General features: G+C 64.6%; 20 protein-coding genes. 10 read left to right on the top strand and 10 right to left on the bottom strand.

What is annotated here, in order from left to right:
• Positions 1-19: 19 nt before the first annotated feature.
• The 5 genes from KQH60_RS02255 to proC are packed head-to-tail and all read left to right on the top strand — an operon-like array spanning position 20 to position 5,393.
• On the top strand, positions 20-1,513 hold the full coding sequence (locus tag KQH60_RS02255) for an FAD-linked oxidase C-terminal domain-containing protein (protein WP_237574965.1): 1,494 nt from the start codon (positions 20-22) through the stop codon (positions 1,511-1,513).
• A gap of 13 nt (positions 1,514-1,526) precedes the next feature.
• Complete coding sequence (gene glcE / locus KQH60_RS02250) at positions 1,527-2,609, top strand: glycolate oxidase subunit GlcE (RefSeq protein WP_255779010.1); 1,083 nt, start codon at positions 1,527-1,529, stop codon at positions 2,607-2,609.
• Between the two features lie 8 nt (positions 2,610-2,617).
• Positions 2,618-3,844, top strand: coding sequence for a glycolate oxidase subunit GlcF (gene glcF / locus KQH60_RS02245; RefSeq protein WP_237574964.1), 1,227 nt, complete (start codon positions 2,618-2,620; stop codon positions 3,842-3,844).
• 20 nt (positions 3,845-3,864) lie between these two features.
• Positions 3,865-4,569 carry a YggS family pyridoxal phosphate-dependent enzyme gene (locus KQH60_RS02240; protein WP_237574963.1) on the top strand — a complete coding sequence of 235 codons (705 nt, stop codon included), beginning with the start codon at positions 3,865-3,867 and terminating at the stop codon, positions 4,567-4,569.
• A gap of 11 nt (positions 4,570-4,580) precedes the next feature.
• On the top strand, positions 4,581-5,393 hold the full coding sequence (gene proC, locus KQH60_RS02235; protein WP_237574962.1) for a pyrroline-5-carboxylate reductase: 813 nt from the start codon (positions 4,581-4,583) through the stop codon (positions 5,391-5,393).
• Between the two features lie 15 nt (positions 5,394-5,408).
• On the opposite strand, the gene ubiA is transcribed toward proC, so the two are convergent.
• The 3 genes from ubiA to recG all read right to left on the bottom strand — a co-directional run bounded on the left by ubiA (position 5,409) and on the right by recG (position 10,022).
• Complete coding sequence (ubiA, locus tag KQH60_RS02230; protein WP_237574961.1) at positions 5,409-6,284, bottom strand: 4-hydroxybenzoate octaprenyltransferase; 876 nt, start codon at positions 6,282-6,284, stop codon at positions 5,409-5,411.
• A 180-nt stretch (positions 6,285-6,464) separates the two neighbouring features.
• A complete protein-coding gene (locus tag KQH60_RS02225) occupies positions 6,465-7,424 on the bottom strand; it encodes a hydrogen peroxide-inducible genes activator (RefSeq protein ID WP_237574960.1) in 960 nt (319 codons plus the stop codon).
• A 135-nt stretch (positions 7,425-7,559) separates the two neighbouring features.
• Entirely contained in the window at positions 7,560-10,022 is a 2,463-nt protein-coding gene (gene recG, locus KQH60_RS02220) for an ATP-dependent DNA helicase RecG (RefSeq protein ID WP_237574959.1), read from the bottom strand.
• A gap of 104 nt (positions 10,023-10,126) precedes the next feature.
• Between recG and queA the strand changes: the two genes are divergently transcribed.
• Positions 10,127-11,179 (top strand): tRNA preQ1(34) S-adenosylmethionine ribosyltransferase-isomerase QueA, encoded by a 1,053-nt coding sequence (queA, locus tag KQH60_RS02215; RefSeq protein ID WP_237574958.1) that lies wholly within the window; start codon positions 10,127-10,129, stop codon positions 11,177-11,179.
• A 64-nt stretch (positions 11,180-11,243) separates the two neighbouring features.
• On the top strand, positions 11,244-12,374 hold the full coding sequence (gene tgt, locus KQH60_RS02210; protein WP_237574957.1) for a tRNA guanosine(34) transglycosylase Tgt: 1,131 nt from the start codon (positions 11,244-11,246) through the stop codon (positions 12,372-12,374).
• Between the two features lie 12 nt (positions 12,375-12,386).
• Here tgt and KQH60_RS02205 read toward each other — a convergent pair whose 3' ends face one another.
• From KQH60_RS02205 to KQH60_RS02190, 4 genes are read right to left on the bottom strand one after another with little or no spacing between them, the layout of a single operon-like run.
• A complete protein-coding gene (locus KQH60_RS02205) occupies positions 12,387-13,133 on the bottom strand; it encodes a membrane integrity-associated transporter subunit PqiC (protein WP_237574956.1) in 747 nt (248 codons plus the stop codon).
• A complete protein-coding gene (locus KQH60_RS02200; RefSeq protein WP_237574955.1) occupies positions 13,130-14,803 on the bottom strand; it encodes an intermembrane transport protein PqiB in 1,674 nt (557 codons plus the stop codon). The genes KQH60_RS02205 and KQH60_RS02200 overlap by 4 nt, the downstream gene beginning before the upstream one ends.
• Positions 14,796-15,446 (bottom strand): paraquat-inducible protein A, encoded by a 651-nt coding sequence (locus KQH60_RS02195; protein WP_237574954.1) that lies wholly within the window; start codon positions 15,444-15,446, stop codon positions 14,796-14,798. Before KQH60_RS02195 ends, KQH60_RS02200 begins: the two co-directional genes overlap by 8 nt.
• Positions 15,443-16,087 carry a paraquat-inducible protein A gene (locus KQH60_RS02190; RefSeq protein WP_237574953.1) on the bottom strand — a complete coding sequence of 215 codons (645 nt, stop codon included), beginning with the start codon at positions 16,085-16,087 and terminating at the stop codon, positions 15,443-15,445. The genes KQH60_RS02195 and KQH60_RS02190 overlap by 4 nt, the downstream gene beginning before the upstream one ends.
• 246 nt (positions 16,088-16,333) lie before the next feature.
• On the opposite strand from KQH60_RS02190, the gene KQH60_RS02185 reads away from it, so the two are divergent.
• Both KQH60_RS02185 and KQH60_RS02180 read left to right on the top strand, forming a co-directional pair.
• Entirely contained in the window at positions 16,334-16,972 is a 639-nt protein-coding gene (locus tag KQH60_RS02185; RefSeq protein WP_237574952.1) for a YceI family protein, read from the top strand.
• Positions 16,973-17,184: 212 nt separating this feature from the next.
• Positions 17,185-18,480: an MFS transporter gene (locus KQH60_RS02180; protein ID WP_237574951.1), complete on the top strand. Its 1,296-nt coding sequence runs from the start codon at positions 17,185-17,187 to the stop codon at positions 18,478-18,480.
• A gap of 150 nt (positions 18,481-18,630) precedes the next feature.
• Here KQH60_RS02180 and secF read toward each other — a convergent pair whose 3' ends face one another.
• The 3 genes from secF to yajC all read right to left on the bottom strand — a co-directional run bounded on the left by secF (position 18,631) and on the right by yajC (position 22,146).
• Complete coding sequence (gene secF / locus KQH60_RS02175) at positions 18,631-19,581, bottom strand: protein translocase subunit SecF (RefSeq protein WP_237574950.1); 951 nt, start codon at positions 19,579-19,581, stop codon at positions 18,631-18,633.
• 18 nt (positions 19,582-19,599) lie between these two features.
• The gene (gene secD / locus KQH60_RS02170) at positions 19,600-21,657 is read right to left on the bottom strand and encodes a protein translocase subunit SecD (RefSeq protein WP_237574949.1); all 2,058 of its coding nucleotides are present in this window, start codon (positions 21,655-21,657) and stop codon (positions 19,600-19,602) included.
• A gap of 111 nt (positions 21,658-21,768) precedes the next feature.
• Positions 21,769-22,146 carry a preprotein translocase subunit YajC gene (gene yajC, locus KQH60_RS02165; protein ID WP_237574948.1) on the bottom strand — a complete coding sequence of 126 codons (378 nt, stop codon included), beginning with the start codon at positions 22,144-22,146 and terminating at the stop codon, positions 21,769-21,771.
• Positions 22,147-22,303: 157 nt separating this feature from the next.
• On the opposite strand from yajC, the gene KQH60_RS02160 reads away from it, so the two are divergent.
• Positions 22,304-23,596 carry a class I SAM-dependent RNA methyltransferase gene (locus KQH60_RS02160; RefSeq protein WP_237574947.1) on the top strand — a complete coding sequence of 431 codons (1,293 nt, stop codon included), beginning with the start codon at positions 22,304-22,306 and terminating at the stop codon, positions 23,594-23,596.
• Positions 23,597-23,902: the final 306 nt, after the last annotated feature.

The raw sequence follows: 23,902 nt of genomic DNA, 5'->3' as shown, positions 1-23,902 counted from the left end.
ACGTCGCGCGGAGTACGCCATGAACGCTTCAGTCGAACCGTCCCCGGAAGCCATCGCGGCACGACAACGCGAAGTGGTTCAGGCGATGATGACGGTGTTGCCTCCGCACTGCCTGCTGTATCGCGACGAGGATACGGCACCCTACGAATGCGATGGGCTTGCCGCGTATCGGCAGCTGCCACTCGCGGTGGTGCTGCCCGAGACAGAATCGCAAGTGCAGCGCGTGCTGCAGACATGCCACCAGCTCGACGTGCCGGTAGTGCCGCGCGGCGCCGGCACGGGTCTGTCCGGTGGCGCGATGCCGCTGCGCGATGGCATCGTGCTGTCGCTCGCGCGCCTCAAAAAGATCATCAACATCGATCCCTACGCGCGTACCGCGACGCTCCAGCCTGGTGTGCGCAATCTAGCGATCTCGGAGGCAGCCGCGCCATACGGACTGTACTACGCGCCTGATCCATCATCGCAGATCGCCTGCACGATCGGCGGCAATGTCGCAGAGAATTCGGGCGGCGTGCATGGCTTGAAGTACGGCTTGACCGTGAATAACGTGCTGCGCGTGCGCGCGGTCACGATGGAAGGCGAGTTGGTCGAGTTCGGCTCACTGGGGCCGGATTGTGCAGGACTGGACTTGCTGGCGGTGCTGATCGGCAGCGAAGGCATGTTTGCCGTCGTCACGGAAGTGACGGTCCGGCTGATCCCGAAGCCGCAAGTCGCGCAGGTCATCATGGCCAGCTTTGATGACGTGATCAAGGGCGGCGACGCGGTCGCGGCGATCATCGCGGCCGGCATCGTGCCCGCGGGCCTCGAAATGATGGACAAGCCGGCCACACGCGCGGTGGAGGGATTCGTGCAGGCCGGCTACGACCTGGACGCGCAGGCCATCCTGCTGTGCGAGTCCGACGGCACGCCCGAGGAGGTCGCCGACGAGATCGTGCGCATGACTGCGGTGCTGCGTGCGCACGGCGCGACGCGGATCCAGATCTCGCGTTCGGAAACGGAGCGGCTCAAGTTCTGGTCCGGGCGCAAGAATGCATTTCCGGCCGCGGGGCGCATCTCGCCGGACTACTATTGCATAGACGGTACCGTGCCGCGGCGGGCGATCGGGCCGCTGCTCGCGCGCATCGCCGAGATGGAAAAGCAATACGGGCTGCGCTGCATGAACGTCTTCCATGCGGGCGACGGCAACATGCATCCGCTGATCTTATTCAACGGCAACGATCCCGATGAGTGGCGGCGCGCCGAGACATTCGGCACGCAAATTCTGGAGGCCTGCGTGGAACTCGGCGGCACAATCGCTGGCGAATTTGGCGTGGGCATCGAGAAGATCGATTCGATGTGCGTGCAGTTCTCCCCTGAGGAGCGCGACGCGTTCCTCGCAGTCAAGCGCGCGTTCGACCCGCCAGGGCTGCTGAATCCAGGCAAGGGCATCCCGACGCGAGCGCGCTGTGCCGAGTATGGCAGAATGCGGGTCCATCGAGGTCTGCTGCCGCATCCCGAGTTGCCGAGATTCTGACACGATGACGCAGATGCCGCCCCCATACGAGAGCCTGCGCTCGCAGGTTATGCACGCCAGCGAGCGCGGCGTGCCGCTGCAGATCCGCGGCGGCGGCACGAAGTCGTGGTATGGCCAGAACATCGAGGGGGAAGTGCTCGATACACGCGTGGCAAGCGGCATCGTCACCTACGATCCGGCCGAACTGGTGATCACTGCGTACTGCGGCACGCCGTTGGCCGACATCGAAGCGGCACTGGCCGAACATCGTCAGATGCTCGCGTTCGAGCCGCCGCACTTCGGTCGTGGTGCGACGATCGGCGGCTGCATCGCCGCCGGCCTGGCTGGCCCACGCCGCGCCAGTGCGGGCGCGGCGCGCGACTTCGTGCTGGGTACGACCGTGATGAACGGACGCGGCGACGTGCTGCGCTTCGGCGGACGCGTGATGAAGAATGTCGCCGGCTACGATATCGCACGGCTGATGGCCGGCTCACTCGGCACGCTCGGCCTGCTGCTGGACGTGTCGTTGAAAGTGCTGCCGCGCCCGCATGCGGAGTTGACGCTGAAGTTCGACATGAACGCCACCGACGCGGTACGCAAGCTCAACGAATGGGCCGGCCGGCCGCTGCCGCTGACAGCCAGTGCGTGGCGCAACGGCACGCTGGCGTTACGCCTGGGCGGTGCGGATAGTGCGCTCAAGAAGGCGCGCAACACGCTCGGCGGCGAAGTGATCGATGCGGTGGAGGCCGAGCGTTTCTGGGCCGGACTACGCGAGCAGACCGATGCGTTCTTTCGGATGGTTCCCGCCAACGCAGCGCTATGGCGCCTGTCGCTGCCGTCGATTACCGAACCGCTACAATTACCCGGAACCCCGTTGATAGAATGGGGGGGCGCACAGCGTTGGTGGGTCACCGATATCGATGCGCAGACGGTGCGCATGGCAGCGCGGCAGGCTGGCGGCCATGCGACGCTGTTCCGCTGCGGTTCGCGCTACAATCTTAGTGTTGGCGTGTTCACCCCGCTGCCATCACCGCTGATGAACATTCATCGCCGCCTGAAAGCGTTATTCGACCCGGCACGCATCTTCAATCGTGGCCGGCTCTATCCGGACCTCTGACTGCTGCGATGCAGACCCATCTCGCGGACTTCATTCGCAATACGCCGGACGGCCGCGAGGCCAATGCCATCTTGCACAAATGCGTGCATTGCGGTTTCTGCACGGCGACCTGCCCCACCTATCAAATCCTCGGCGACGAGCTAGACGGCCCGCGTGGGCGCATCTATTTGATCAAGCAAATGCTTGAAGGCACACCCGTCACACGTAGCACGCAGTTGCACCTGGACCGCTGTCTGACGTGCCGCAATTGCGAGACGACTTGTCCGTCCGGTGTGCAATACGGGCGGCTGGCGGCAATCGGGCGCAAGCTCGTCGAGCAGAAGGTGCCGCGCCGCTGGCACTCACGGCTCGTACGACGCCTGCTGGCAAGCTTTCTGCCGAATGCGACACTGTTCACGCCGGCGATGCGGCTCGGACAGCATGTGCGTGCGCTGCTGCCCAGGCGGCTGCGCGACCAGGTGCCACCCCGGCAACGTCCGCGCGCGTGGCCGACAGCGCGGCACCAGACTAGGATGCTGATGCTGACCGGCTGCGTGCAGCCCGGCATGATGCCCAACATCAACGTGGCGACCGCGCGCGTGCTCGACGCGCTCGGCATCGAGCCGGTCGTGGCCAGCGACGCCGGCTGCTGCGGTGCCATCCGGCTGCACCTCGGGTACCACGCGCAGGCGCTCGATGACGCACGCCGCAACATCGACGCATGGTGGCCCCACATTGAGCAGGGCGCGGCGGCCATCGTCATCAATGCCTCCGGATGCGGCGCGACAATCAAGGAATACGGACACCTGCTGCGCGACGATCCGGCGTATACCCACAAGGCGGCGCACGTGGCCAGCCTGGCACAGGATCTGGCCGAGTTGCTGCCCCGCCATGAAGCCGAGCTCGCGTCCCGCATACGCCGGCGCGGCGTCCATACGGTCGCCTACCACCCGCCATGCACGCTGCAGCATGGGCAGAAAATCACCGGACGCGTCGAGCGGCTGCTCCAGGCGCTCGGGCTGGAGGTGCGGGTGCCATCTGACGCACACCTTTGCTGCGGCTCGGCCGGCACGTACTCGATGCTGCAGCCGGGGCTGTCCTACAGGCTGCGCAACCAGAAACTCGAACGCTTGTCGGCACTCGAGCCACAGATGATTGTCTCGGCGAACGTGGGCTGCATCGCGCACCTGCAAAGCGGCACGTTGACGCCGGTCGCGCATTGGATCGAACTTGTCGATCGCCTGTTGTCCGATTAAACCCTTCCCCGCTCCACGTCATGTCCTCCATCATTGCGCAACATCTGGACGAGGTCCGCCGACGCATTGCCGCGGTGGCTGCGGCCGCCGGCCGCGATCCGGCGAGCGTGCACTTGCTCGCCGTGTCCAAGACCTTTCCGACGCACGACATACGCACTGCCCATGCGGCGGGCCAGCAGGCGTTCGGTGAAAACTATGTGCAAGAGGCGTTAGACAAGATCGCCGCCCTACAGCCGTTGCGTGCGTCGCTCGAATGGCATTTCATCGGGCCGCTGCAGTCGAACAAGACGCGGCCGGTCGCCGAGCAGTTCGACTGGGTGCATTCGGTCGACCGACTCAAGATCGCGCATCGGCTGTCCGAGCAACGGCCCGCCCACCTGCCACCGCTCAATGTCTGCGTGCAGGTAAACGTCAGCGGCGAAGCGTCCAAGAGCGGCGTCGCGCCCGATGATGTCGCCACGCTGGCACGCGGCGTCGCGGCGCTGCCCCGGTTGCGGCTGCGCGGACTGATGTCGATCCCCGAACCCGTGTCCGGACTGCACACCCAACGCGCGTCGCATCGACGATTGCGCGAGTTGTTCGATGCTGTCAATGCGCAAGGCCTCGGCCTCGATACGCTGTCGATGGGCATGTCGGCCGATCTGGACGCAGCCATTGTCGAAGGCGCGACGATCGTGCGGGTCGGCACCGCGATTTTTGGCCCACGAACCTACCCCACTCACTGAACGAAATCCCCATGAAAATCGCATTTATCGGCGCAGGCAACATGGCCGCCGCCCTGATCGGTGGGCTGCTCAAGCGCGGCATCCCGGCTGCTGACCTGTACGCCATCGACCCGTCGGCCGACGCGCGCGCCCGCTTGGCGCAGCAGCACCCGATACGTACCGGCGAGGCTGCCGATGCGTCGCTCGGCGACTACGATGCAATCGTCATCGCGGTCAAGCCCCAGGTGATGAAAGCCGTGGTCGAATCGCTCGTGCCGTGGCTGCGTGCGCAACTGATCATTAGCATCGCCGCCGGGATCCGCGCCGCGGACATCGCGCATTGGCTCAACGGCTACCCGCGCGTGGTACGCACGATGCCCAATACCCCGGCGCTGATCGGTAGCGGGGTGACCGGCCTAGCCGCGCTGCACGGTGTCGATGATGGCGGCCGGGCGCTCGCCGAGCGGGTGCTACGCGCGGTAGGCGAAGTCGTGTGGTGCGACGATGAATCGAAAATCGATGCGGTGACGGCCATTTCGGGCAGCGGCCCAGCCTACGTGTTCTACTTCATCGAGGCCCTGCAGCGCGCCGCGCGCGAGCTGGGACTCGATGACGAGCAGGCACGCGCGCTGGCGCTCACCACGTTCACCGGCGCCGCCCAACTGGCCGCACAGTCAGGCGAGCCTGCCAGCGTGCTGCGCGAGCGCGTAACCTCGAAAGGTGGCACAACAGCTGCCGCGCTCGAGTCTTTCGAGGCCGACGGCATCGGCGCGGCGATCGTACGCGGCGCGTTGGCGGCCCACGCCCGAGCGATACAGATGGGCGACGCGTTCGGCAAACAATGAGCAGGCGCCGCGCGCTTAGCACCCCGTGCTGGCATAGTGCGCGGCGATGCCGGCGAACAGGATACCGCCGAGCCAGTTGTTATGCATGAATGCCGCAAAGCACCGCATCTGGTCGCGGCCGCGGATTAACGTGTAGTGATACGCCGCACAGCCGAGCGCGCCCGCCCATCCGGCCCAGTACGCGACGGACCAGTGCAGCGCATAGCCGATCCACGCATAGATGCCCAGCATCGCTGCGTAGCACAGCATCACAGCCAGCACGTCGAAACGACCGAACGTCAACGCGGACGTGCGAATGCCGATCTTGATGTCATCCTCCCGGTCCACCATCGCGTAAGCGGTATCGTAGGCGACCGACCAGAACACGTTCGCCAGCAGCATCAGCCACGCGAGCGGCGGCACATGGTCCTGGATCGCGGCGAACCCCATCGGAACCCCAAAGCCGAACGCAATGCCCAGGTAGGCCTGCGGAATCGCGAAAAAGCGCTTCATCAATGGATACGTGCCCGCCACGAACAGCGCCGCGACGGATAGCCACTTGGTCAGCGAGTTCAACGGCAGGATCAGCAAGAACGACACCAGCGCAAGCGCGGCCGCCACAGCAAGGGCTTTCCATGGGGCGATCTGGCCCGACGTGAGCGGGCGATCCTGCGTGCGCTTCACATGCTTGTCGAAATCCCGGTCCGCGTAATCGTTGACCGCGCATCCGGCCGAGCGCATCAGAACAGTGCCAATCGCAAAGATCGCGACGATATAGGCGGGTGGATGGCCGTCTGCCGCTACCCATAACGCATTAAGCGTCGGCCACAGCAGCAGCACGCTGCCGATCGGCTTGTGCAGCCGCAGTAGACGGACATACAACGGCAGGCGCAAGGTTAGCGCGGATATCATGCAGCACTCAGATCGAAACGTCGTGACCCGTTATTTTAGGCGAAAACGCGCGTGGGCCGCCGCGCCACGCGCTCCAGTCGCACCGCATACTCCAGTCGCGCCGCATGCCGCGCCAGGCTTGCGGTACACAAAGCAGCATGGGATGTATCGAGCGGTGAAACGCCTATTCAGCGGCAACAGTCAGTTAACCGCGGCGGGCAACTCGAGCTTGTGCGTACCGGGTAACTCGCACGCGCGGATCGCATCGCAGATCGCATCGATCGCCGGCATCCGCGTAAAGCTCTTGCGCCATGCCAGCACCACGCGCCGGTCCGGCTGCGGCTCGGTAAACGGCACGTAGCTGAGCAGACCGTTGTCCACGCCGCTCGCATGCGCGCGCACCTCCTGCACCGACGTGCGCGGCAGCACGGTGATGCCCACACCGCTGGCCACCATGTGGCGGATCGTCTCCAGCGAACTGCCCTCGAACGTCTTCTGAATCCCGTCCGCGTTCTGCGAAAAGCGCATCAGCTCCGGGCACACGCCCAGCACATGGTCCCGAAAACAATGGCCGCTGCCGAGCAGCAACATCGTTTCCTGCTTGAGGTCCTCGGCATTGATCGCGTTGCGCCGCTCCCAGGGATGTCCCGCAGGGAGCGCGACCACAAACGGTTCGTCATACAGCGGACGGACCATCAAGCCGGTTTCCGGAAACGGCAGCGCCATGATCGCGACGTCGATCTCGCCCTGCTTGAGCAGTTCGATCAGCTTCAGCGTGAAGTTCTCCTGCAGCATCAGCGGCATCTGCGGCACCGTCTCGATCATCTGCTTGACCAGCGCCGGCAGCAAATATGGGCCGATCGTATAGATCACACCGAGCCGCAGCGGCCCGACCAGCGGATCCTTGCCCTGTTTGGCGATTTCCTTGATTGCGAGCGTCTGCTCGAGCACACGCTGCGCTTGGGTGACGATCTGCTCACCGATCGGCGTGACGCCGACCTCGCTGGTACCGCGCTCGAAGATCTGAACGTTCAGCTCGTCCTCGAGCTTCTTGATCGCGACCGACAACGTCGGCTGGCTGACAAAGCACGCCTCCGCGGCCCGGCCAAAATGGCGTTCCCGGGCAACGGCAACGATGTACTTGAGTTCGGTGAGCGTCATGATCGACTAATCGAGGCGATACTTCCGATAGATTTTCTCTTATACGCGTTGCCGGCCCGTTTGCCAAGGGGGCCTTTATCCACCCTCGCCGGCATGGCAGTCAACCCGCCTTCGCACCTTCGCACCTTCGCACCTTCACGCCTTCAAGTACTGTTCGCGACTGCCGAGCCAACGTGTCAAGTGTGCGGCGGCGGCCTGCGGATACTCACTCAGCAGCCGCTCGGCTGCGCGCCGTGCCGGCTCGATCAGCCAAGCATCCTGTTCGATGTCTGCAAAGCGCAACATCGCTGCGCCGGATTGCCGCGCGCCGAGGAATTCGCCGGGGCCGCGGATCTCCAGATCCCGGCGCGCGATCTCAAAACCATCCGTGGTCTCGCGCATCGTGCGCAGCCGTTCGCGCGCTGCCAACGACAGCGGGCTGGCGTACATCAGCAGACACACCGACGACTGGCTGCCCCGGCCGACCCGGCCGCGCAATTGGTGTAATTGCGCAAGGCCGAAGCGCTCCGCGTGCTCGATCACCATCAACGACGCGTTGGGCACGTCGACGCCGACCTCGATCACCGTCGTCGCTACCAGCAAATGGATCTCATTGCGGGTAAAGCGCGCCATCACGTCGGCCTTGTCGGCTGCCGCCAAGCGACCATGCACCAGCCCCACCTGCAGCTGCGGCAGCGCGGCAACGAGCGTCTCATAGGTATCCACGGCAGTCTGCAGTTGCAGCGCCTCGCTCTCCTCGATCAACGGGCACACCCAGTACACCTGGCGTCCAGCCAGTGCGGCCTCGCGCACGCGGGCAATCACTTCATCACGGCGCGCGTCCGATACCAGCTTGGTGAGCACCGGCGTGCGCCCCGGTGGTAACTCGTCGATCGTGGACACGTCTAGGTCCGCGTAGTATGTCATCGCGAGCGTGCGCGGAATCGGCGTCGCGGACATCATCAACTGATGCGGCTGGAACCCCGACACCGCGGCTTCGGCCTGCGCCTTCGCGCGCAATGCAAGCCGCTGCTCGACGCCGAAGCGGTGCTGCTCGTCCACGATCACCAAACCAAGCCGGGCGAATTTCACCGCTTCCTGGATCATCGCGTGCGTGCCGACCACCAACTGCGCGTCACCGCTAGCTGCTGCCTCCAATGCGGCGCGCTTGTCGCGCGCCTTCAGGCTGCCGGCCAGCCACGCAGTGCGCACACCCAGCGGCTCGAGCCAGCCGCGCAGTTTGCGCGCATGTTGTTCAGACAGCAACTCGGTGGGGGCCATCAGCGCCGCCTGGTAGCCGGCATCAATCGCCTGCGCCGCCGCCAGCGCGGCGACCACCGTCTTGCCACTGCCCACGTCCCCCTGCAGCAACCGCTGCATCGGATGCGCCACGGCCAGGTCCGCCGCAATTTGCTCGCTGGCCCGCTGCTGCGCGCCGGTCAGCTGGAACGGCAGCGCGGCATGCAACCGCGTGACGAGCGCGTCGCGATCGGCAGCGGGACGACGCGCCATCGCCGGTGCGGCGCGCAAGCGCCGCTCGTCATGCGCGCGTTTGAGCGACAACTGCTGCGCGAGCAACTCCTCGAATTTGATCCGCAACCACGCCGGATGAGTTCGGTCCATGAGTGCGGTCTCATCCGCATCCGCACGCGGATGATGCAGCGTGCGCACCGCATCGGCCAGCGGCGGCACCCCAAGCGGAGCCAGAAACGCGTCGGCGATCCGCGGCGGCAGCAGCTCCGGCAAGGGCGTGCGTTGCAACGCGCTGTCGATCGCACGGCGCAAATACGCCTGCGACACGCCGGCCGTGCTCGGGTACACAGGCGTCAACGCGTCAGGCAACGGCGCGTCGTCTTCGACCACGCGGTATGCTGGGTGCACCATCTCCATCCCGAAGAAGCCCCCCCGCACGTCGCCACGCACGCGCAAGCGCGCGCCAGACGCGAGTTGCCGCGCCTGGGAGCCCCAGAAGTTCAGAAACCGCAGCATCAGCACATCGCCATGCTCGTCGCGCAGCCGTACCAGCATCTGGCGGCGTGGCCGGTAGGCGATTTCGTTGTCCACCACTTCGCCCTGGACCTGCGCGGTCATGCCCGGCAGCAGTTTGCCGATCGGCGTCAGCGTCGTCTCGTCCTCGTAGCGCATCGGCAAATGCAGCACCAGGTCGATGTCACGCGCCAGCCCCAGCCGGGCCAATTTATCGCTCGGCCTGCCACCCGACTTGCCGGCAGGCTTAGTCGCCGCCTTGGCAGCGGGTTTGACCGAAGTCTCGGTAGCGGGCTTGGCTGAAGCGTCGGTATCGGGTTGGGTCAAAGCTTCGGTAGCGGGTTCAGCCAGGGCCTGGGTGGTGGTCCCCGTCGCAGCCTGGCCGGTGGACTTAGCCGAATCGTTGTCAGCGGGCCTAATGGCGGGACTGCCGGCGGCTTGGGCAGCCTTGTCATCAGCGGCTTGGACCGCGACCTTGTCGCCGACTGTGGCCGCCGGGGGGCGCTCGCGTGCCGACAGCCCGGCGGCGGCGCACCCGGGCGCAGCGGCACCGCCTGCGGCGGCATCGCCAGGCATGGCGTCAGTTTCACCTGATCGCGGTAACACCGGCTGCGGATAACGGGACAAAGGCATCAGGCTATCGCAAGTACAATATCGATTTTATTGGCACGACCCTGCATTGTGCATCAGGGTAGCGCGGTTGCGCGAGTGTGCCGTTGCGATGCCCGTCCCATTTCATGTACACGCTGTCCGATTTCGATTTCGATCTGCCCCCGGAGCTGATCGCACAACATGCGTTGCCCGAGCGCAGCGCGAGCCGCCTGCTCGAAGTCACGCCGAGCGGCGCACTGCTGGACCGCTGTTTCGGTGAACTGCCGGCTTGCATCGAGCCCGGCGACCTGCTGGTGTTTAACGACACGAAAGTGCTCAAAGCCCGCTTCGACGGGGTCAAGGCGAGCGGCGGACGCGTCGAAGTGCTGATCGAGCGCGTGACCGGTCCGCGCACCGCACTCGCGCAAATCCGTGCCAGCAAGCGCCCCGCGCCGGGTTCGACCATCCGGCTCGCAGACGCATTCGATGTGAGCGTCGGCGAGCGCGTCGAGCCATTTCATACGCTACATTTCCCGCACGATTGCATCGAATTGATTGACCGGTATGGACGGTTGCCGCTACCGCCCTACATCGAGCACCATCCCGACACATACGACGAGGCACGCTATCAAACCGTGTTCGCGACGAAGCCAGGCGCGGTCGCGGCACCCACCGCTGGCCTGCACTTCGATGCGCCAACACTGGCTGCGCTGGATGCGCGCGGCGTGCGCCGTGCCACGTTGACACTGCACGTGGGTGCCGGCACGTTCCAGCCGGTGCGCACCGACGACATTGCGCAGCACAAGATGCACAGCGAGTGGTACAACATCCCGCCGGCACTCGTTGAAGCAATCGAGGCCACGCGGGCGGCGAAACGCTCGGTGATCGCGGTCGGCACGACGTCGATGCGCGCACTGGAAGCGGCAGCCCGCGATGCCGAGCGCGATGGCTGCGCACTGCGTGCGGTCCGGGCCGAAACGGACATTTTCATTACGCCCGGTTACCGATTCCGCGTCATCGACCGGCTCGTGACGAACTTTCATTTACCGAAGTCGACGCTGCTGATGTTGGTGTCTGCGTTCGCCGGTGTCGAGCCGATCCGCCGTGCGTACCGCCACGCGATCGCGCAACGCTACCGTTTTTTCAGCTACGGCGACGCGATGCTGCTCACGCGGGCCGCGTCCGTTGCACAGCCATAACCCGACATCGCCACCCGCGTTCGCCGTCATCGCGCACCACCCACGAGCCCGCTCTGAACCCATCATGTTGAAATTCGACCTCTTGCGCACTGATGGCCTCGCACGGCGCGGCCGACTAACGCTGAGCCACGGCACGATCGACACGCCGATCTTTATGCCGGTCGGCACCTATGGCACGGTCAAGGCCATAGCACCACGCGAGCTTGAGGACATCCGCGCGCAGATCATCTTGGGCAACACATTCCATCTATGGCTGCGTCCAGGACTCGATACGATCACCGCGCATGGCGGCTTGCACCGCTTTATGGGCTGGCAACGGCCGATCCTGACCGACTCCGGCGGCTTCCAGGTATTCTCGCTCGGCGAACTGCGCAAAATTACCGAGGACGGCGTGACGTTCGCGTCGCCGATCAACGGCGACCGGCTGTTCCTGTCGCCCGAGGTGTCAATGCAGGTGCAAAAGGTGCTGAACTCCGACATCGTGATGCAATTCGACGAGTGCACCCCGTACGCGACCGACGGCGTGCCCACCTCGCATGATGCCGCCGCACGCTCGATGCAGATGTCGCTGCGCTGGGCCAAACGCTCGCTCGACGAATTCAGGCGCCTTGCCAATCCAAACGCGCTGTTCGGCATCGTGCAGGGCGGCATGTACGAAGCACTGCGCGACGAATCGCTTGCGGGGCTGTCGGACATCGGCTTTGACGGCTACGCGATCGGCGGTCTGTCAGTCGGCGAACCGAAGGAGGACATGCTGCGCGTACTGCAACACATCGGCCCCAGGCTGCCGGTCAACAAGCCGCACTACTTGATGGGGGTCGGCACGCCGGAGGACCTGGTGGCCGGCGTGGCCGCCGGCGTCGACATGTTCGACTGTGTGATGCCCACGCGCAACGCGCGCAACGGCTGGCTGTTCACGCGGTTCGGCGACTTAAAGATCCGCAACGCGATGCACCGCAACGACACGCGGCCGTTGGATGAAAGTTGCACCTGCCATACGTGCCGCCACTTTTCGCGCGCGTATCTGCATCACCTGCACCGCGTCGGTGAAATCCTCGGCGCGCAGTTGAACACGATCCACAATCTGCATTACTACCTAAGCCTGATGCAGGAGATCCGCGATGCCATCGAAGCGGGGACGTTCAATGCGTTCGTGACACGCTTCCACGCGGACCGCGCACGCGGCGTCGAATAGCGGCTCGCGCACTTAAGCAGGAGCCGGGCATCGCAGCGCCGAATCCGGCGCTACCGCCGTTGGCGCGATGCCGGTGCCGGCACGCCCGCGTGGCGCCGCGGCCGACGCAGACGCAGGCGCAGCGGCCGAGGGTGCGGGCGCGGAGCGATGCGGCACAAGCTTGCGCACCACGCCGACGATGTCATCCGACAAGCGTTGCAGCGCACGCCGATGACCGGCCACAAGCGCATCATAGCCGGCCGTAACGGGCTCCTCGATCGTGCTGTGGCATGTCACGGGCACCCCGTCAGGCAACGCGCGCACGCTCCACGTCGCCTCTACGCCGACGTACGCGCCGGGCGCCGATTCGAAGCGCTGCACGTTGACATGAATCCGGAACACTGGCGCAGTAGCCGGATGCGGCGTGCGATAGACATCGATCGCGCCGAGCGCGCGGCTCAGTTCGTCGGACAGCGCGCGGCCTACCTCGTCAGACAACGGTGCGCTCCACCGCTCGTGCTCAAGCAGATCCACCTGGCCCGGGCCGGTCGTGACGACCCATTGGGAACGCGCCACTTGCTGCGGCACGTCGACCGGCATCAACTCGATATAGAATCCCGCTGGCGCCGCACGCGGCACCCCGCGTGCTGGCCCCGCCAGCGTATAGAAGCGATCGGGCACCACACTGCCACACGCGCTTGCGAGCAACGCCGCCGCGCACAGGGCGGCAAGCGGCGCGATGTGCACGCAACAGCGCCGCGAAGATCGGCACGACTTCATGGTTGATCCCTCCCCTTGCCACGCAGCAGCGATTCAGGATGACGTTCGAGATAGTCCGACAGCGCATTGAGCGACTGCAGCGTACGAGTCAACTGTTGCAGCGCCTGCCGCACGTCGGTCTGCAGTGGCGAATCCTGTTGCAATGACGACTGTGCGGAATGGAACGTTTGCTGCGCCGCGCTCAACGTGTCCTTGGCCTGCGGCGCAAGTTGTGTATCGAGTTGCTTGAACAGGCTGTCCGCGTTCTTCAACGTGCTGTTCAAGCGCGCACCAATCTCATCGAACGGCACCTTGTCGAGCTTCTTCGCAATGTCGGCCACCTGCAGTTGCAGTTCGTCCAGCGTATTGGGCACGGTCGGCAACTCGATCGGCGAGCGGCTCATGTTCACCTTGGCTGGCGGCGCATTCGGGAACAAGTCCAGCGCGACGTATAACTGACTGGTGATCAGGTTGCCGGTGCGCAACTGAGCCCGCAGCCCCGATTTCACTAGGCTTTCGATCAGCGTCGCGCGCGCGCGCGCGCCGCCGGGGCGCGCCGCTTCGCGCATGCGCGGCCCGAGCCGGTCCGGGTACAGCTCGACGATCACCGGCATCCGGAACGCCTGCTTCACCGGATCGTAATCGATACCGATCGAGCGCACCTGGCCCAGCACGATGCCGCGGAAATCGACCGGCGCGCCGACCGACAGGCCGCGCAGCGACTGGTTGAAGTTCAGCACGAACGGCACCGCCTCGCCGTCCGGCGCTCGCATCGCATCGGCCTCATCGCTCGCCAAGCGGAAATGGGCGTCATTGCGCGCTTGTTCACCCACCGGCTCGCTCGGCGGCGATTGGAATGCGATGCCACCAATCACCACGGCTGCCAGCGATTGCGTATTGAGCTTGAAGCCGCCCGAATCGAGCCGCAGGTCGACGCCGCTCGCATGCCACCAGCGCGTATTCTCACCGACGTACTGATCATAGGGCGCATTGACGAATACTTGCATCGTCACGCCGGTGCCGTTCGGATCGAGACTGTAGCCCACCACCTGCCCGACCTGCACGCGCCGATAGAACACCGGCGAGCCGATGTCGACCGACCCCAGGCTGTCGCCGTGCAGCACGAATTGGTGCCCGCTCTGATCGCGCGTGACCGGCGGCGGCTGTTCGAGTCCAACGAACTGCTTGCGCGTTTCCCGCGAACGGCCAGCGTCCACACCAATATAGGCGCCCGAGAGCAGCGTGTTCAGTCCCGATACGCCGCTGGCCGCCACGCGCGGCCGTACGACCCAGAAGCGCGTGTCGTCGACGGCGAAGTCCTCAGCCTGCTTGGCCAACTCGACGGTCACAAGCACGGTGGCCAGATTCTTGGACAGCGTGATGGTCTTCACGGCGCCGATCACCACGTCCTTGTATCTGACCTGCGTCTTGCCCGGCTCAAGCCCTTCGGCCGTCTTGAACGTAATGGTGATGGTCGGCCCGCGCTCCAGCACTGTCTTCACGAACAGCGACACGCCAACCAGCGCGGCGATCAGTGGAATCACCCAGACCAGCGACGGCAACCAGCGGCTCCTGCGCTGCACAACCGGCTCGGGCAGATGCGGCGGCACGCCACCGCCAGCAGCCCCAAGGGGGCCGCCCGGCTCCGCCTCCGGCGAGCCGGGCTCGGCGGCGTTGTTTTTGTTATTCATGTTCCTTTCCTGACGATTCGATGTTGTCCCAGATCAGGCGGGGATCGAACTGCATCGAGGCGATCATCGTGAGTACGACGACTACACCGAACGCAACCGCACCGGGTCCAGCGGTAATTTCCGCGAGCGAGCGCACGCGCACCAGCGCGACAGTCAGCGTGATGACGAAGATATCCAACATCGACCAGCGGCCGATCGCCTCGACGCCGCGATACAACCGCGTGCGCTGCAACGGCCGCCATCTCGAACCGGTTTGGGCCGTGATGGCCAGTAGCGTCAGCACAGCGAGCTTGAGCATCGGCACGAGGATGCTCGCCACGAATACAATCACGGCTAGCAGCCAATCGCCAGAGGTCCAAAAATAGACAACGCCGGACATGATCGTATCGTCCTGCGAGCCAAGCAACGACGACGTATGCATCACCGGCAGCACGTTCGCCGGCACGTACATGATCGCCGCGGCAATTAAGAACGCGTACGTGCGCGCAATCGAATCCGGCTTGCGCACGTGCAGCGTCGCGCCGCAACGCGCACAGCACTGCCGTTCGCCCGTGCGCACCAACGGCGACACCAGCCCGCACGCATGACACGCCGCCAGGCCGGCGCGCCGCGCGCTCGGATAGCTCGTGCGCGGCGTGCTCATGAATGCCTCGCCGCGCGGCTGCGCGTGGTGACGCCTTCGTCGAGTCGGTCCGCGACATCCCATAGCACACGGGGATCGAACGTCACCACCGATGCGCTCATCAGCGTCAGCGCGCCGAACGCGAACAGCGCCGCTTCCGGGCGCATCTGCGCCAGGCTCGACAGCTTGACCAGCGCGACGAGGATGCCGAGCATGAATACCTCGATCATGCCCCACGGCCGAATCCACTGGATCATCCGCAACAACTCGTCGAACGCATACGGACGAATGCCGGCGCGCAACGAGAACAACAAGTAGAGCAGCGCACACAATTCGGCGAACGGAAACAGCGTCGTGGAGCACAGCACGAGCACTGCGATCAACTGGCTGTTTTCGGCCCACAGCGCGGCAATCGCGGCGGCCAGCGTGGTCTGGGTGACGATCCCGTTGGTCTCCAACTGCACGATCGGCGCGGCCTGCGCGATTACGAACGTGATCAGCGCGGCAAGCGTCATCGCCGTCACCCGGTCCAGCCGCTCGGACAGGCCACGATACAGCACTGCGCCACAACGAGCGCAGCGCGCCACTGTGCCCGGATGCAGCGCACGCTTGTAATGCAGCGCGTCGCACTGGTGACACGCAATCAGCTCGGTAGGGTCCATACGGGTTCGACGGTTCCGGTAAGCGCCATGCGGCGGTCCATCTTAACAAAGCATGGCGCCGGCGTTGCCTCGTTTAACATGAGGATGGATTCGAGCGAAATACTACTGCATTGTTTCCTGACAGGAGAGGCTGATTTTCACGCCGTCCGCTGACGTCGCGTTGGCAGTTACGATACGATGACGGACCAGGCAGCGCGGCTTTTCGCCGCGCCACAACCCTATCCGGCTTACACGACATCACGCCTCATGAGCCGCCCGACTCCCCGCCGCGCCGAGAAGTACACCAGCCCTGCCAAACACTTAAAAACACGCACGCTGCACGGCATTGCACTCGCCGCCGCCACGCTGTTCACCTCTTGCGCATTGGCCGCGGTGGAGACATTCCAACTGGATCCGAACCATACGTACCCGAGTTTTGAGGCAGACCACTTTGGCGGTCTGTCAATCTGGCGAGGCAAGTTCAATAAGTCGAGCGGTACGGTGACGCTCGACACGCAAGCCAAGCGCGGCACAGTCAACGTGACGATCGACGTGGCGGCGATCAATACTGGAAACGCGAAGCTGGACGAACATTTGCGGGGGCCGCAGGTGTTCGACGTGGCCAAGCACCCGAACGCCGTCTACAAGGGTACGTCGATCCGGTTCGACGGCGACAAGCCGGTCGAGGTTGACGGCACGCTGACGTTGCACGGCGTCACCAAGCCGCTGAAGCTAACGCTGGACTCGTTCCAATGCAAGCAGCATCCGATGCTCAAACGCTGGTGGTGCGGCGCCGATGCCAAGGCCAGCTTCAACCGCGCTGACTTCGGGCTGGACTATGGCAAGTCCTACGGCTTCAACATGCAGACCACGCTCCAGATCCAGGTCGAAGGCATCAAGCAATAATGAACGCAACCGAGCAAGCGGCTTGAGCCGCGTCGCGCGCAACCGATCCAGCATCGCAAGGCAGACTTTGATCCGCCTTTTTTAACGGTTGAAATCCGACGGCGTTACCGCTAAGGTGACGTGCACGCAGGCACCGGCGCCCGGGAAATCATTGTGCGTGCAACGATCAGGCGACGGCATTCGTCAACGCAGTTCATAGAATAAGGACTTGCATGGGTGCATCTGTCTCGTCGTCCTCCGTCGCCCCGGCCGTGCAGCCGAAGGTGTGGCGTGCAGTGGCCGCCGCCTCGATCGGCAACGCACTTGAATGGTTCGATCTGGTCGCCTACGGCTTTTTTGCCGTCGTCATCTCTCGGCAATTTTTCCCGGCCGGCAACGACACGATATCGTTGCTGCTCACTTTAGGCACGTTCGGCGTATCGTTCTTCATGCGGCCGCTGGGCGCCATCGTGCTCGGTGCTTATGCGGACCGCGCCGGCCGCCGGGCCGCGCTGTCGCTGTCGATCTTGCTGATGATGGTCGGCACGCTGATCATCGCCGTGCTGCCCCCTTACGCGACCATCGGCCTGGCCGCGCCGCTGATCCTAGTCGTCGCGCGATTGCTGCAAGGCTTTTCCGCCGGCGGCGAATTCGGCAGCGCCACCGCGTTCCTGGCTGAGCACATGCCGCAGCGCCGCGGCTTTTTCTCCAGTTGGCAAGTCGCCAGCCAGGGGTTCACGACGCTGCTCGCGGCCAGCTTCGGCGTCGTGCTCAATGGCAACCTATCGCCCGCGCAAATGGATGCATGGGGCTGGCGGATCCCGTTTTTCTTTGGGCTGTTGATTGGGCCGGTCGCATGGTATATCCGCAAGTGCGTCGATGAGACGCCCGAGTTCGTCGCGGCTGAGACGTCGAACACAACCACGTTGACGCCCGTGCGCGATACGCTCGCGACGCAGAAGGAGCGTTTGCTCATCGCCATCGGTGTGGTGATTCTGGCTACCGTGTCGACGTATGTCGTGCTGTTCATGCCGACCTTTGCGGTGAAGCAACTCGGCCTGCCGGCGTCGGCGTCATTCGCCGCGATCCTGTTGACCGGCATAATCCAGTTGGTCATATCGCCACTGGTGGGCCACTGGTCCGACCAGCACGGCCGCACCGGCATTATGCTCGCGTCGGCGATCGCGATCCTCGTGCTGATCTACCCTGCGTTTGCGATGCTGGTCTCGCATCCGACCTTGGCGACGCTACTGGTCGTGCAGATCATCTTCGGCTTTCTGATGAGCGGCTATTTCGCAACGCTGCCCGGGTTACTGTCGGAGATTTTCCCGGTCAGTACCCGCACAACCGGGCTGTCACTGTCGTACAACATCGCCGTGACGATCTTCGGCGGTTTTGCACCGTTCATCATCTCGTGGTTGATCGCATCGACCGGCACCAAGGTGGCACCCGGCTTCTACATGATCTTTGCGGCCGCGATCAGCATCGTCGCACTGTTCGCGGTGCGCTTGCGGCTCGCGGTGCGCTAAACGCGCGAGCTGGTTGTAGCGGCCGCAGTGGTTGTAGTTGAGCGGCCGTAGCAGTTGTAGCGGCTGTGGCAGTTGTAGTGCCGTAGCAGTTGGCCGGTCCGAATCATCACGGACCGACCAACACACCGTAGGACGGCGCGCGCGGCTCGGCTACACTTGCGCGCCGGCGTTCGGATCGTTCGGGTCGTACCCCGCCTTCTTTTCCTTGATCAGGTCTTCGCGCTTGACCCCGAGCCACATCGCCAGCGCCGCTGCGACGAACACCGACGAATAGATGCCGAACAAGATACCGATGGTCAGCGCTAGCGCGAAATAGTGCAGCGTCAGACCGCCAAACAAAAGCATCGACAACACCATCATCTGCGTCGAGCCGTGCGTGATGATTGTGCGCGACATCGTGCTCGTGATCGCATGATTGATGACCTCGGTGACCGTCATCTTGCGCTCGCGCCGGAACGTCTCGCGAATCCGATCGAAAATGACCACGGATTCGTTGACCGAATAGCCGAGCACCGCGAGCACCGCAGCCAGCACCGACAGCGAGAACTCCCACTGGAAGAACGCAAAGAAACCCAGGATGATCACGACGTCGTGCAGGTTCGCAATGATCCCGGCGATCGCATATTTCCATTCGAAGCGAAACGACAGGTAGATCACGATGCCCACGACCACGCACGCGAGCGCAAGCAACCCGTCGGTCGCAAGCTCCTTGCCCACCTGTGGCCCGACGAACTCCACGCGTTGTAGCTTGATCTGCGCATCAAGCTCGTTCAGCGCGGCCATCACCTGGTCGCTTTGCTGCGCCGACGACAGCCCCCCCTTCAACGGCAGCCGGATCAGCACATCACGCGACGTGCCAAAGGTCTGTACCTGCGCATCGGCATAGCCGATTTTGTCCAGCGCGCCGCGAATCGGGTCGACTTGCGCAGCTTGCGGCGTGTGGATTTCTAGCACGGTGCCGCCGGTAAATTCGACGGACAAATGCAGACCGCGATGCAGCAGAAAGAACACCGCGAGAAGGAACGTCACGAGCGAGATCACGTTGAAGATCAACGCCCGCTTCATAAACGGAATGTCTTTGTGAATCCGGAAAAATTCCATGAGGGTCTCCGAGCGTGGTCAGCGGGACTGGCCCGGCTTGGTCGGTGCATCACGTTGCGATGTGCGTTCCGACGGGGACACATCGCCGGGCCGCGGCACCGCTGGCGCATTGCGCCGCACCGCGCGTTTGGGTCCCGTACGCTTGGCACCTGGAGTGTGTGACAGCGCCTGCGCCGCGCCGGCCGCCCCCTCCTGAGCAGATTCGGCGTACGCGACCGGCGCGCCTTCCGGACGCCATACCTGGCCAATGGACAGCGACTTGAGCTTCTTCTTGCCGCCGTACCACAGGTTCACCAACCCACGTGCGAAGAACACTGCAGAGAACATCGATGTCAGGATGCCGATACAGTGCACGACCGCAAAGCCGCGCACCGGCCCGGAGCCGAACGCGAGCAGCGCCAGGCCGGCGATCAGCGTCGTGACGTTCGAATCCAGGATCGTCGCCCATGCATGCGAGAAGCCATTCTGGATCGCCAGTTGCGCAGGCGCGCCGTGACGCAGCTCTTCGCGGATGCGCTCGTTGATCAGCACGTTCGCGTCGATCGCCATGCCCAATGCCAGTGCGATCGCCGCGATGCCGGGCAATGTCAGCGTCGCCTGCATCATCGACAGCACCGCGACGAGCAGCAGCAGGTTCACTGACAACGCAATCACCGAGATCAGCCCAAACAGCATGTAGTACGCGATCATGAACACCGCGATTGCGGCGAACCCGTACTGCACCGAGTCGAAACCTTTTCTAATGTTGTCCGCGCCCAGGCTCGGTCCGATTGTGCGTTCCTCGATGATCTCCATCGGCGCGGCCAGCGAGCCGGCGCGCAACAATAGCGCGAGATCGGTCGCCGCCTGGGGCGTCGGCTGACCAGTGATCTGGAAGTTTTCGCCGAGCTCGGACTGGATCGTCGCCACCGTCAGCAACTCGCCCTTGTTCTTCTCGAACAACACGATCGCCATCGGCTTGCCGATGTTGTCGCGCGACACATCGCGCAGTACCCGTCCACCGCGCGCATCGAGGCGGATCTTCACTGCCGGACGCTGATGCTCGTCGAAACCGGCCGATGCGTCGGTGATCCGGTCGCCGGTGAAAATCACTTGTTTCTTCAGGTACACCGGCGCGCCGTTGCCCTGCGTGAACAGGTCATCACCGGCCGGCACCGGATCGTTGATGTTGCGCACCAGATTCTGGTAATCGGCCATGCGGGCCTCGAGCGTCGCGGTCCGCCCGATGATGTCCTTGGCCTTTGCGGTGTCCTGCACGCCGGGCAGTTCGACGACGATCCGGTCCGTGCCCTGCTGCTGCACGATCGGTTCCGCGACGCCAAGTTCGTTGACTCGGTTGTGCAGCGTTGTGATGTTTTGCTTTAGCGCGCTGTCCAGTACCGCTTTTTGCGCGGCCGGTGTGAACGCGCCCACGACCTGATAGCCGCCGGCGGCCGGCTGCACCTGCCAGGTCAACTCGGTGACGTTGTCCGACAGCAGCTGGCGCGCACGGTTCGCGACGTCCTGATCGACGAAGTTGACTACCACCGTCTGGCCGACGCGGTTCACGCCGCCATCGCGGATCGACTTGTCGCGCAGCAGCGTACGCGCATCGGCTGCGTCTGAATCGAGCTTCTTGTTCAGCGCGCCGGCCAAGTCTACCTGCAACAGGAAGTGCACGCCGCCGCGCAAGTCCAGGCCCAGGTACATCGGCAGCGCGTGCAGCGACGCTAGCCAGCGCGGCGACGCCGATTGCAGGTTCAGCGCGACGATGTAGGTCGGATCCGTCGGATCGGCATTGAGCGCCTTTTGCAGCAGGTCCTTCACGCGCAGTTGCGTGTCGGTGTCCTTCAGCCGCACGCGGATAGTCGCGTTCTGACTCGTGTTGTCAAACGTCACGTCGTCCGCCTGCACGCCGTTCGCGGCGAGCGTCGACTCGACAGTATTGAGCACCGACGAGTCCAGCTTGACCGTCGCCTTGCCGCTGGACACCTGCACCGCCGGCGCCTCGCCGAAGAAGTTGGGCAGCGTGTACAGCAAGCCGATGGCAAGCGCCACCAGCATCACGACGTATTTCCAGAGGGGATAGCGATTCATGGAATGACCGGACAGGGGAATTCTGGCGCGACGCTCGCCGGGCTGTGTCCGCTTCGGCGCGCGGTCGGCGCACCAAGCGCCGTGCCGCGCGGACCGGACACACACCGACGATCAGAGCGACTTGATCGTGCCCTTGGGCAGGATCGCCGAGACCGCGCTCTTTTGCACGGTGACCTCGACGCCGTCGGACAACTCGACGCCAACATAGGCCTCGCCGACCTTCGTGACCTTGCCCACGATACCGCCGGACGTGAGCACTTCGTCGCCCTTGGTCATCGCGGCGAGCATGTTCCGGTGCTCCTTCTGCCGCTTCATCTGAGGACGGATCATGAAGAAATACAGCACCGCGATCATCAGGATGAAGAAGCCGTACGTCTGAATAAAGCCGGCGGCACCGCCTGCGGCGGGTGCGGCCTGGGCGTACGCATTGGAAATGAACACGTTGGTCTCTCCGTGGTGGAAGGTCAAAATAGCCGGACATTCTACCATCTGCCCAAGACGGCAAAGTACCGTCTGGCGGCTGTACGGGCCGATGCGGCGGACGCGGCGGCACCCACGGCCAAGACATCGGGGCTCGGGGCCGGCTCATCGGTCGCGTGGCCACGTACAATACGTACTGGTCCGTTTTGCGCCCAGCGCGTTCCCCATGTCCCTCGCCACCCGCCTCGAATTCTTCGCCCCCTGCCCCCGCGGCCTGGAGGGCACGCTCGCCGTCGAACTCGGCGAATTGTCCGCGCTCGCCGCCGATCCGACGTTCGTCGTGCGAGCGCCGGCGGCTGGCGGCGTGCCGTTCAGCGGTGCATGGGCTGCCGCCATCGCGGCCAACCTACATTCGCGGATCGCCAGCCGGATTCTGCTGAAGATCGCCGCGCGGCCCTATCGCGACGAGCACGATATCTACGCGCTGGCACGCGAGCAGCCGTGGGAGCAATGGTTTGACGCCAGTCGCACGTTGCGGGTGGACGTGACCGCGATCAAGTCGCCGCTGCGCAGTCTGGAATTTACGACGCTGCGCATCAAGGACGCGATCTGCGACCGGCTGCGCGAGCAGACCGGTGCGCGGCCCAGCATCGACACCGTCGAACCAGACGTGCGGGTGCAGGCGTTCGTGACCGCCACAGACTGCACGCTGTACCTGGACACCTCCGGCGAGCCGTTGTTCAAGCGCGGGTGGCGCCTGGACAAAGGCGCCGCGCCATTGCGCGAGAATCTGGCCGCCGGAATCCTGCGGCTGACCGGCTGGACACCCGGCACGCCGCTGTTCGATCCGATGTGCGGCAGCGGCACGTTCATCGCCGAGGCCGCGCAGATCGCGCTAGGCATCGCGCCGGGCGTGGACCGGCGTTTCGGATTCGAAAAGCTCAAACACTACGATGTCGGCGCGTGGCAGCGCCTGAAGGCGCAAGCGCTGGACGCTAGGCGCGAGGCCGGCGCGCGTGCCACGCCAGGCGATACGCTGTCGATCTACGGCAGCGACGTGTCCGGCGACATGCTGGCCAAGGCCGCCGCGAACCTGCAGCGCGCAGGTGTGCCAATGGTGCCGCTCAAGCAACTCGATGCGCGCGACATCGTGGCGCCATGCGACACGCCGGGCGTACTGGTGGCCAATCCGCCCTACGGCGAGCGAATCGCCGTGCGCGGCCGCAGCGCTCGCACGGGCGGCGACGACGGCACGGGATTCCAACGCGCCCGTCCGGACGACGCGGACAGCGCGTTCTTCCGCTCGTTCGGCGACGTGCTCAAGCAGCGGTTCCCCGGCTGGCACGCGTTCGTGCTCAGCGCCGATCGTACGCTGCCCGGCCAGATGCGGCTGCGCGAATCGACGAAGACGCCGTTGTACAACGGCGCGCTCGAATGCCGGCTGTTCCGCTTCGACCTGGTCGCCGGCGCGATGCGGCAACGCTCGGCGGCGCGCGCGCAGACGGGCTCATCCGATTGAAAGGCCCAGCGCTGGCAACGCGCCCGCCCCCACTCCCGCTTTTTGACCGTCTCCGGCGTCGCCGCAACGCACGTTTCGCCTTCCCGCGTCTGGGCGGACACTCCGATCTGCCTTGTTGACCTCCTTGAGCGCTTATCGGTACCGGTGACGCTGCGTCCGACATCGTTAGCTGCAAGCGGGAAATACCATAGGGACCTGGATCGCACCACACGGTCGCGAGTCGGTGCCCACCACCAGATGGACCGCCGCGCCGGCGCGCGGATGAAAGGCCGCTCGCTGCCCCAGACAGCGGTACAATATTGGACC

Source organism: Mycetohabitans sp. B8 (genome assembly GCF_021991875.1).
Lineage (GTDB): Bacteria > Pseudomonadota > Gammaproteobacteria > Burkholderiales > Burkholderiaceae > Mycetohabitans.
The sequence above is the reverse complement of the archived record's forward strand: the minus strand, read 5'-3'. Positions and strand labels throughout refer to the sequence as shown.

What these genes read in the sequence shown, in the direction of transcription:
- KQH60_RS02255 (WP_237574965.1), top strand. Translation starts at nt 20, where the DNA reads ATGAACGCTTCAGTCGAACCGTCCCCGGAAGCCATCGCGGCACGACAA.
- glcE (WP_255779010.1), top strand. Translation starts at nt 1,527, where the DNA reads ATGCCGCCCCCATACGAGAGCCTGCGCTCGCAGGTTATGCACGCCAGC.
- glcF (WP_237574964.1), top strand. Translation starts at nt 2,618, where the DNA reads ATGCAGACCCATCTCGCGGACTTCATTCGCAATACGCCGGACGGCCGC.
- KQH60_RS02240 (WP_237574963.1), top strand. Translation starts at nt 3,865, where the DNA reads ATGTCCTCCATCATTGCGCAACATCTGGACGAGGTCCGCCGACGCATT.
- proC (WP_237574962.1), top strand. Translation starts at nt 4,581, where the DNA reads ATGAAAATCGCATTTATCGGCGCAGGCAACATGGCCGCCGCCCTGATC.
- ubiA (WP_237574961.1), bottom strand. Translation starts at nt 6,284, where the DNA reads ATGATATCCGCGCTAACCTTGCGCCTGCCGTTGTATGTCCGTCTACTG.
- KQH60_RS02225 (WP_237574960.1), bottom strand. Translation starts at nt 7,424, where the DNA reads ATGACGCTCACCGAACTCAAGTACATCGTTGCCGTTGCCCGGGAACGC.
- recG (WP_237574959.1), bottom strand. Translation starts at nt 10,022, where the DNA reads ATGCCTTTGTCCCGTTATCCGCAGCCGGTGTTACCGCGATCAGGTGAA.
- queA (WP_237574958.1), top strand. Translation starts at nt 10,127, where the DNA reads ATGTACACGCTGTCCGATTTCGATTTCGATCTGCCCCCGGAGCTGATC.
- tgt (WP_237574957.1), top strand. Translation starts at nt 11,244, where the DNA reads ATGTTGAAATTCGACCTCTTGCGCACTGATGGCCTCGCACGGCGCGGC.
- KQH60_RS02205 (WP_237574956.1), bottom strand. Translation starts at nt 13,133, where the DNA reads ATGAAGTCGTGCCGATCTTCGCGGCGCTGTTGCGTGCACATCGCGCCG.
- KQH60_RS02200 (WP_237574955.1), bottom strand. Translation starts at nt 14,803, where the DNA reads ATGAATAACAAAAACAACGCCGCCGAGCCCGGCTCGCCGGAGGCGGAG.
- KQH60_RS02195 (WP_237574954.1), bottom strand. Translation starts at nt 15,446, where the DNA reads ATGAGCACGCCGCGCACGAGCTATCCGAGCGCGCGGCGCGCCGGCCTG.
- KQH60_RS02190 (WP_237574953.1), bottom strand. Translation starts at nt 16,087, where the DNA reads ATGGACCCTACCGAGCTGATTGCGTGTCACCAGTGCGACGCGCTGCAT.
- KQH60_RS02185 (WP_237574952.1), top strand. Translation starts at nt 16,334, where the DNA reads ATGAGCCGCCCGACTCCCCGCCGCGCCGAGAAGTACACCAGCCCTGCC.
- KQH60_RS02180 (WP_237574951.1), top strand. Translation starts at nt 17,185, where the DNA reads ATGGGTGCATCTGTCTCGTCGTCCTCCGTCGCCCCGGCCGTGCAGCCG.
- secF (WP_237574950.1), bottom strand. Translation starts at nt 19,581, where the DNA reads ATGGAATTTTTCCGGATTCACAAAGACATTCCGTTTATGAAGCGGGCG.
- secD (WP_237574949.1), bottom strand. Translation starts at nt 21,657, where the DNA reads ATGAATCGCTATCCCCTCTGGAAATACGTCGTGATGCTGGTGGCGCTT.
- yajC (WP_237574948.1), bottom strand. Translation starts at nt 22,146, where the DNA reads ATGGTAGAATGTCCGGCTATTTTGACCTTCCACCACGGAGAGACCAAC.
- KQH60_RS02160 (WP_237574947.1), top strand. Translation starts at nt 22,304, where the DNA reads ATGTCCCTCGCCACCCGCCTCGAATTCTTCGCCCCCTGCCCCCGCGGC.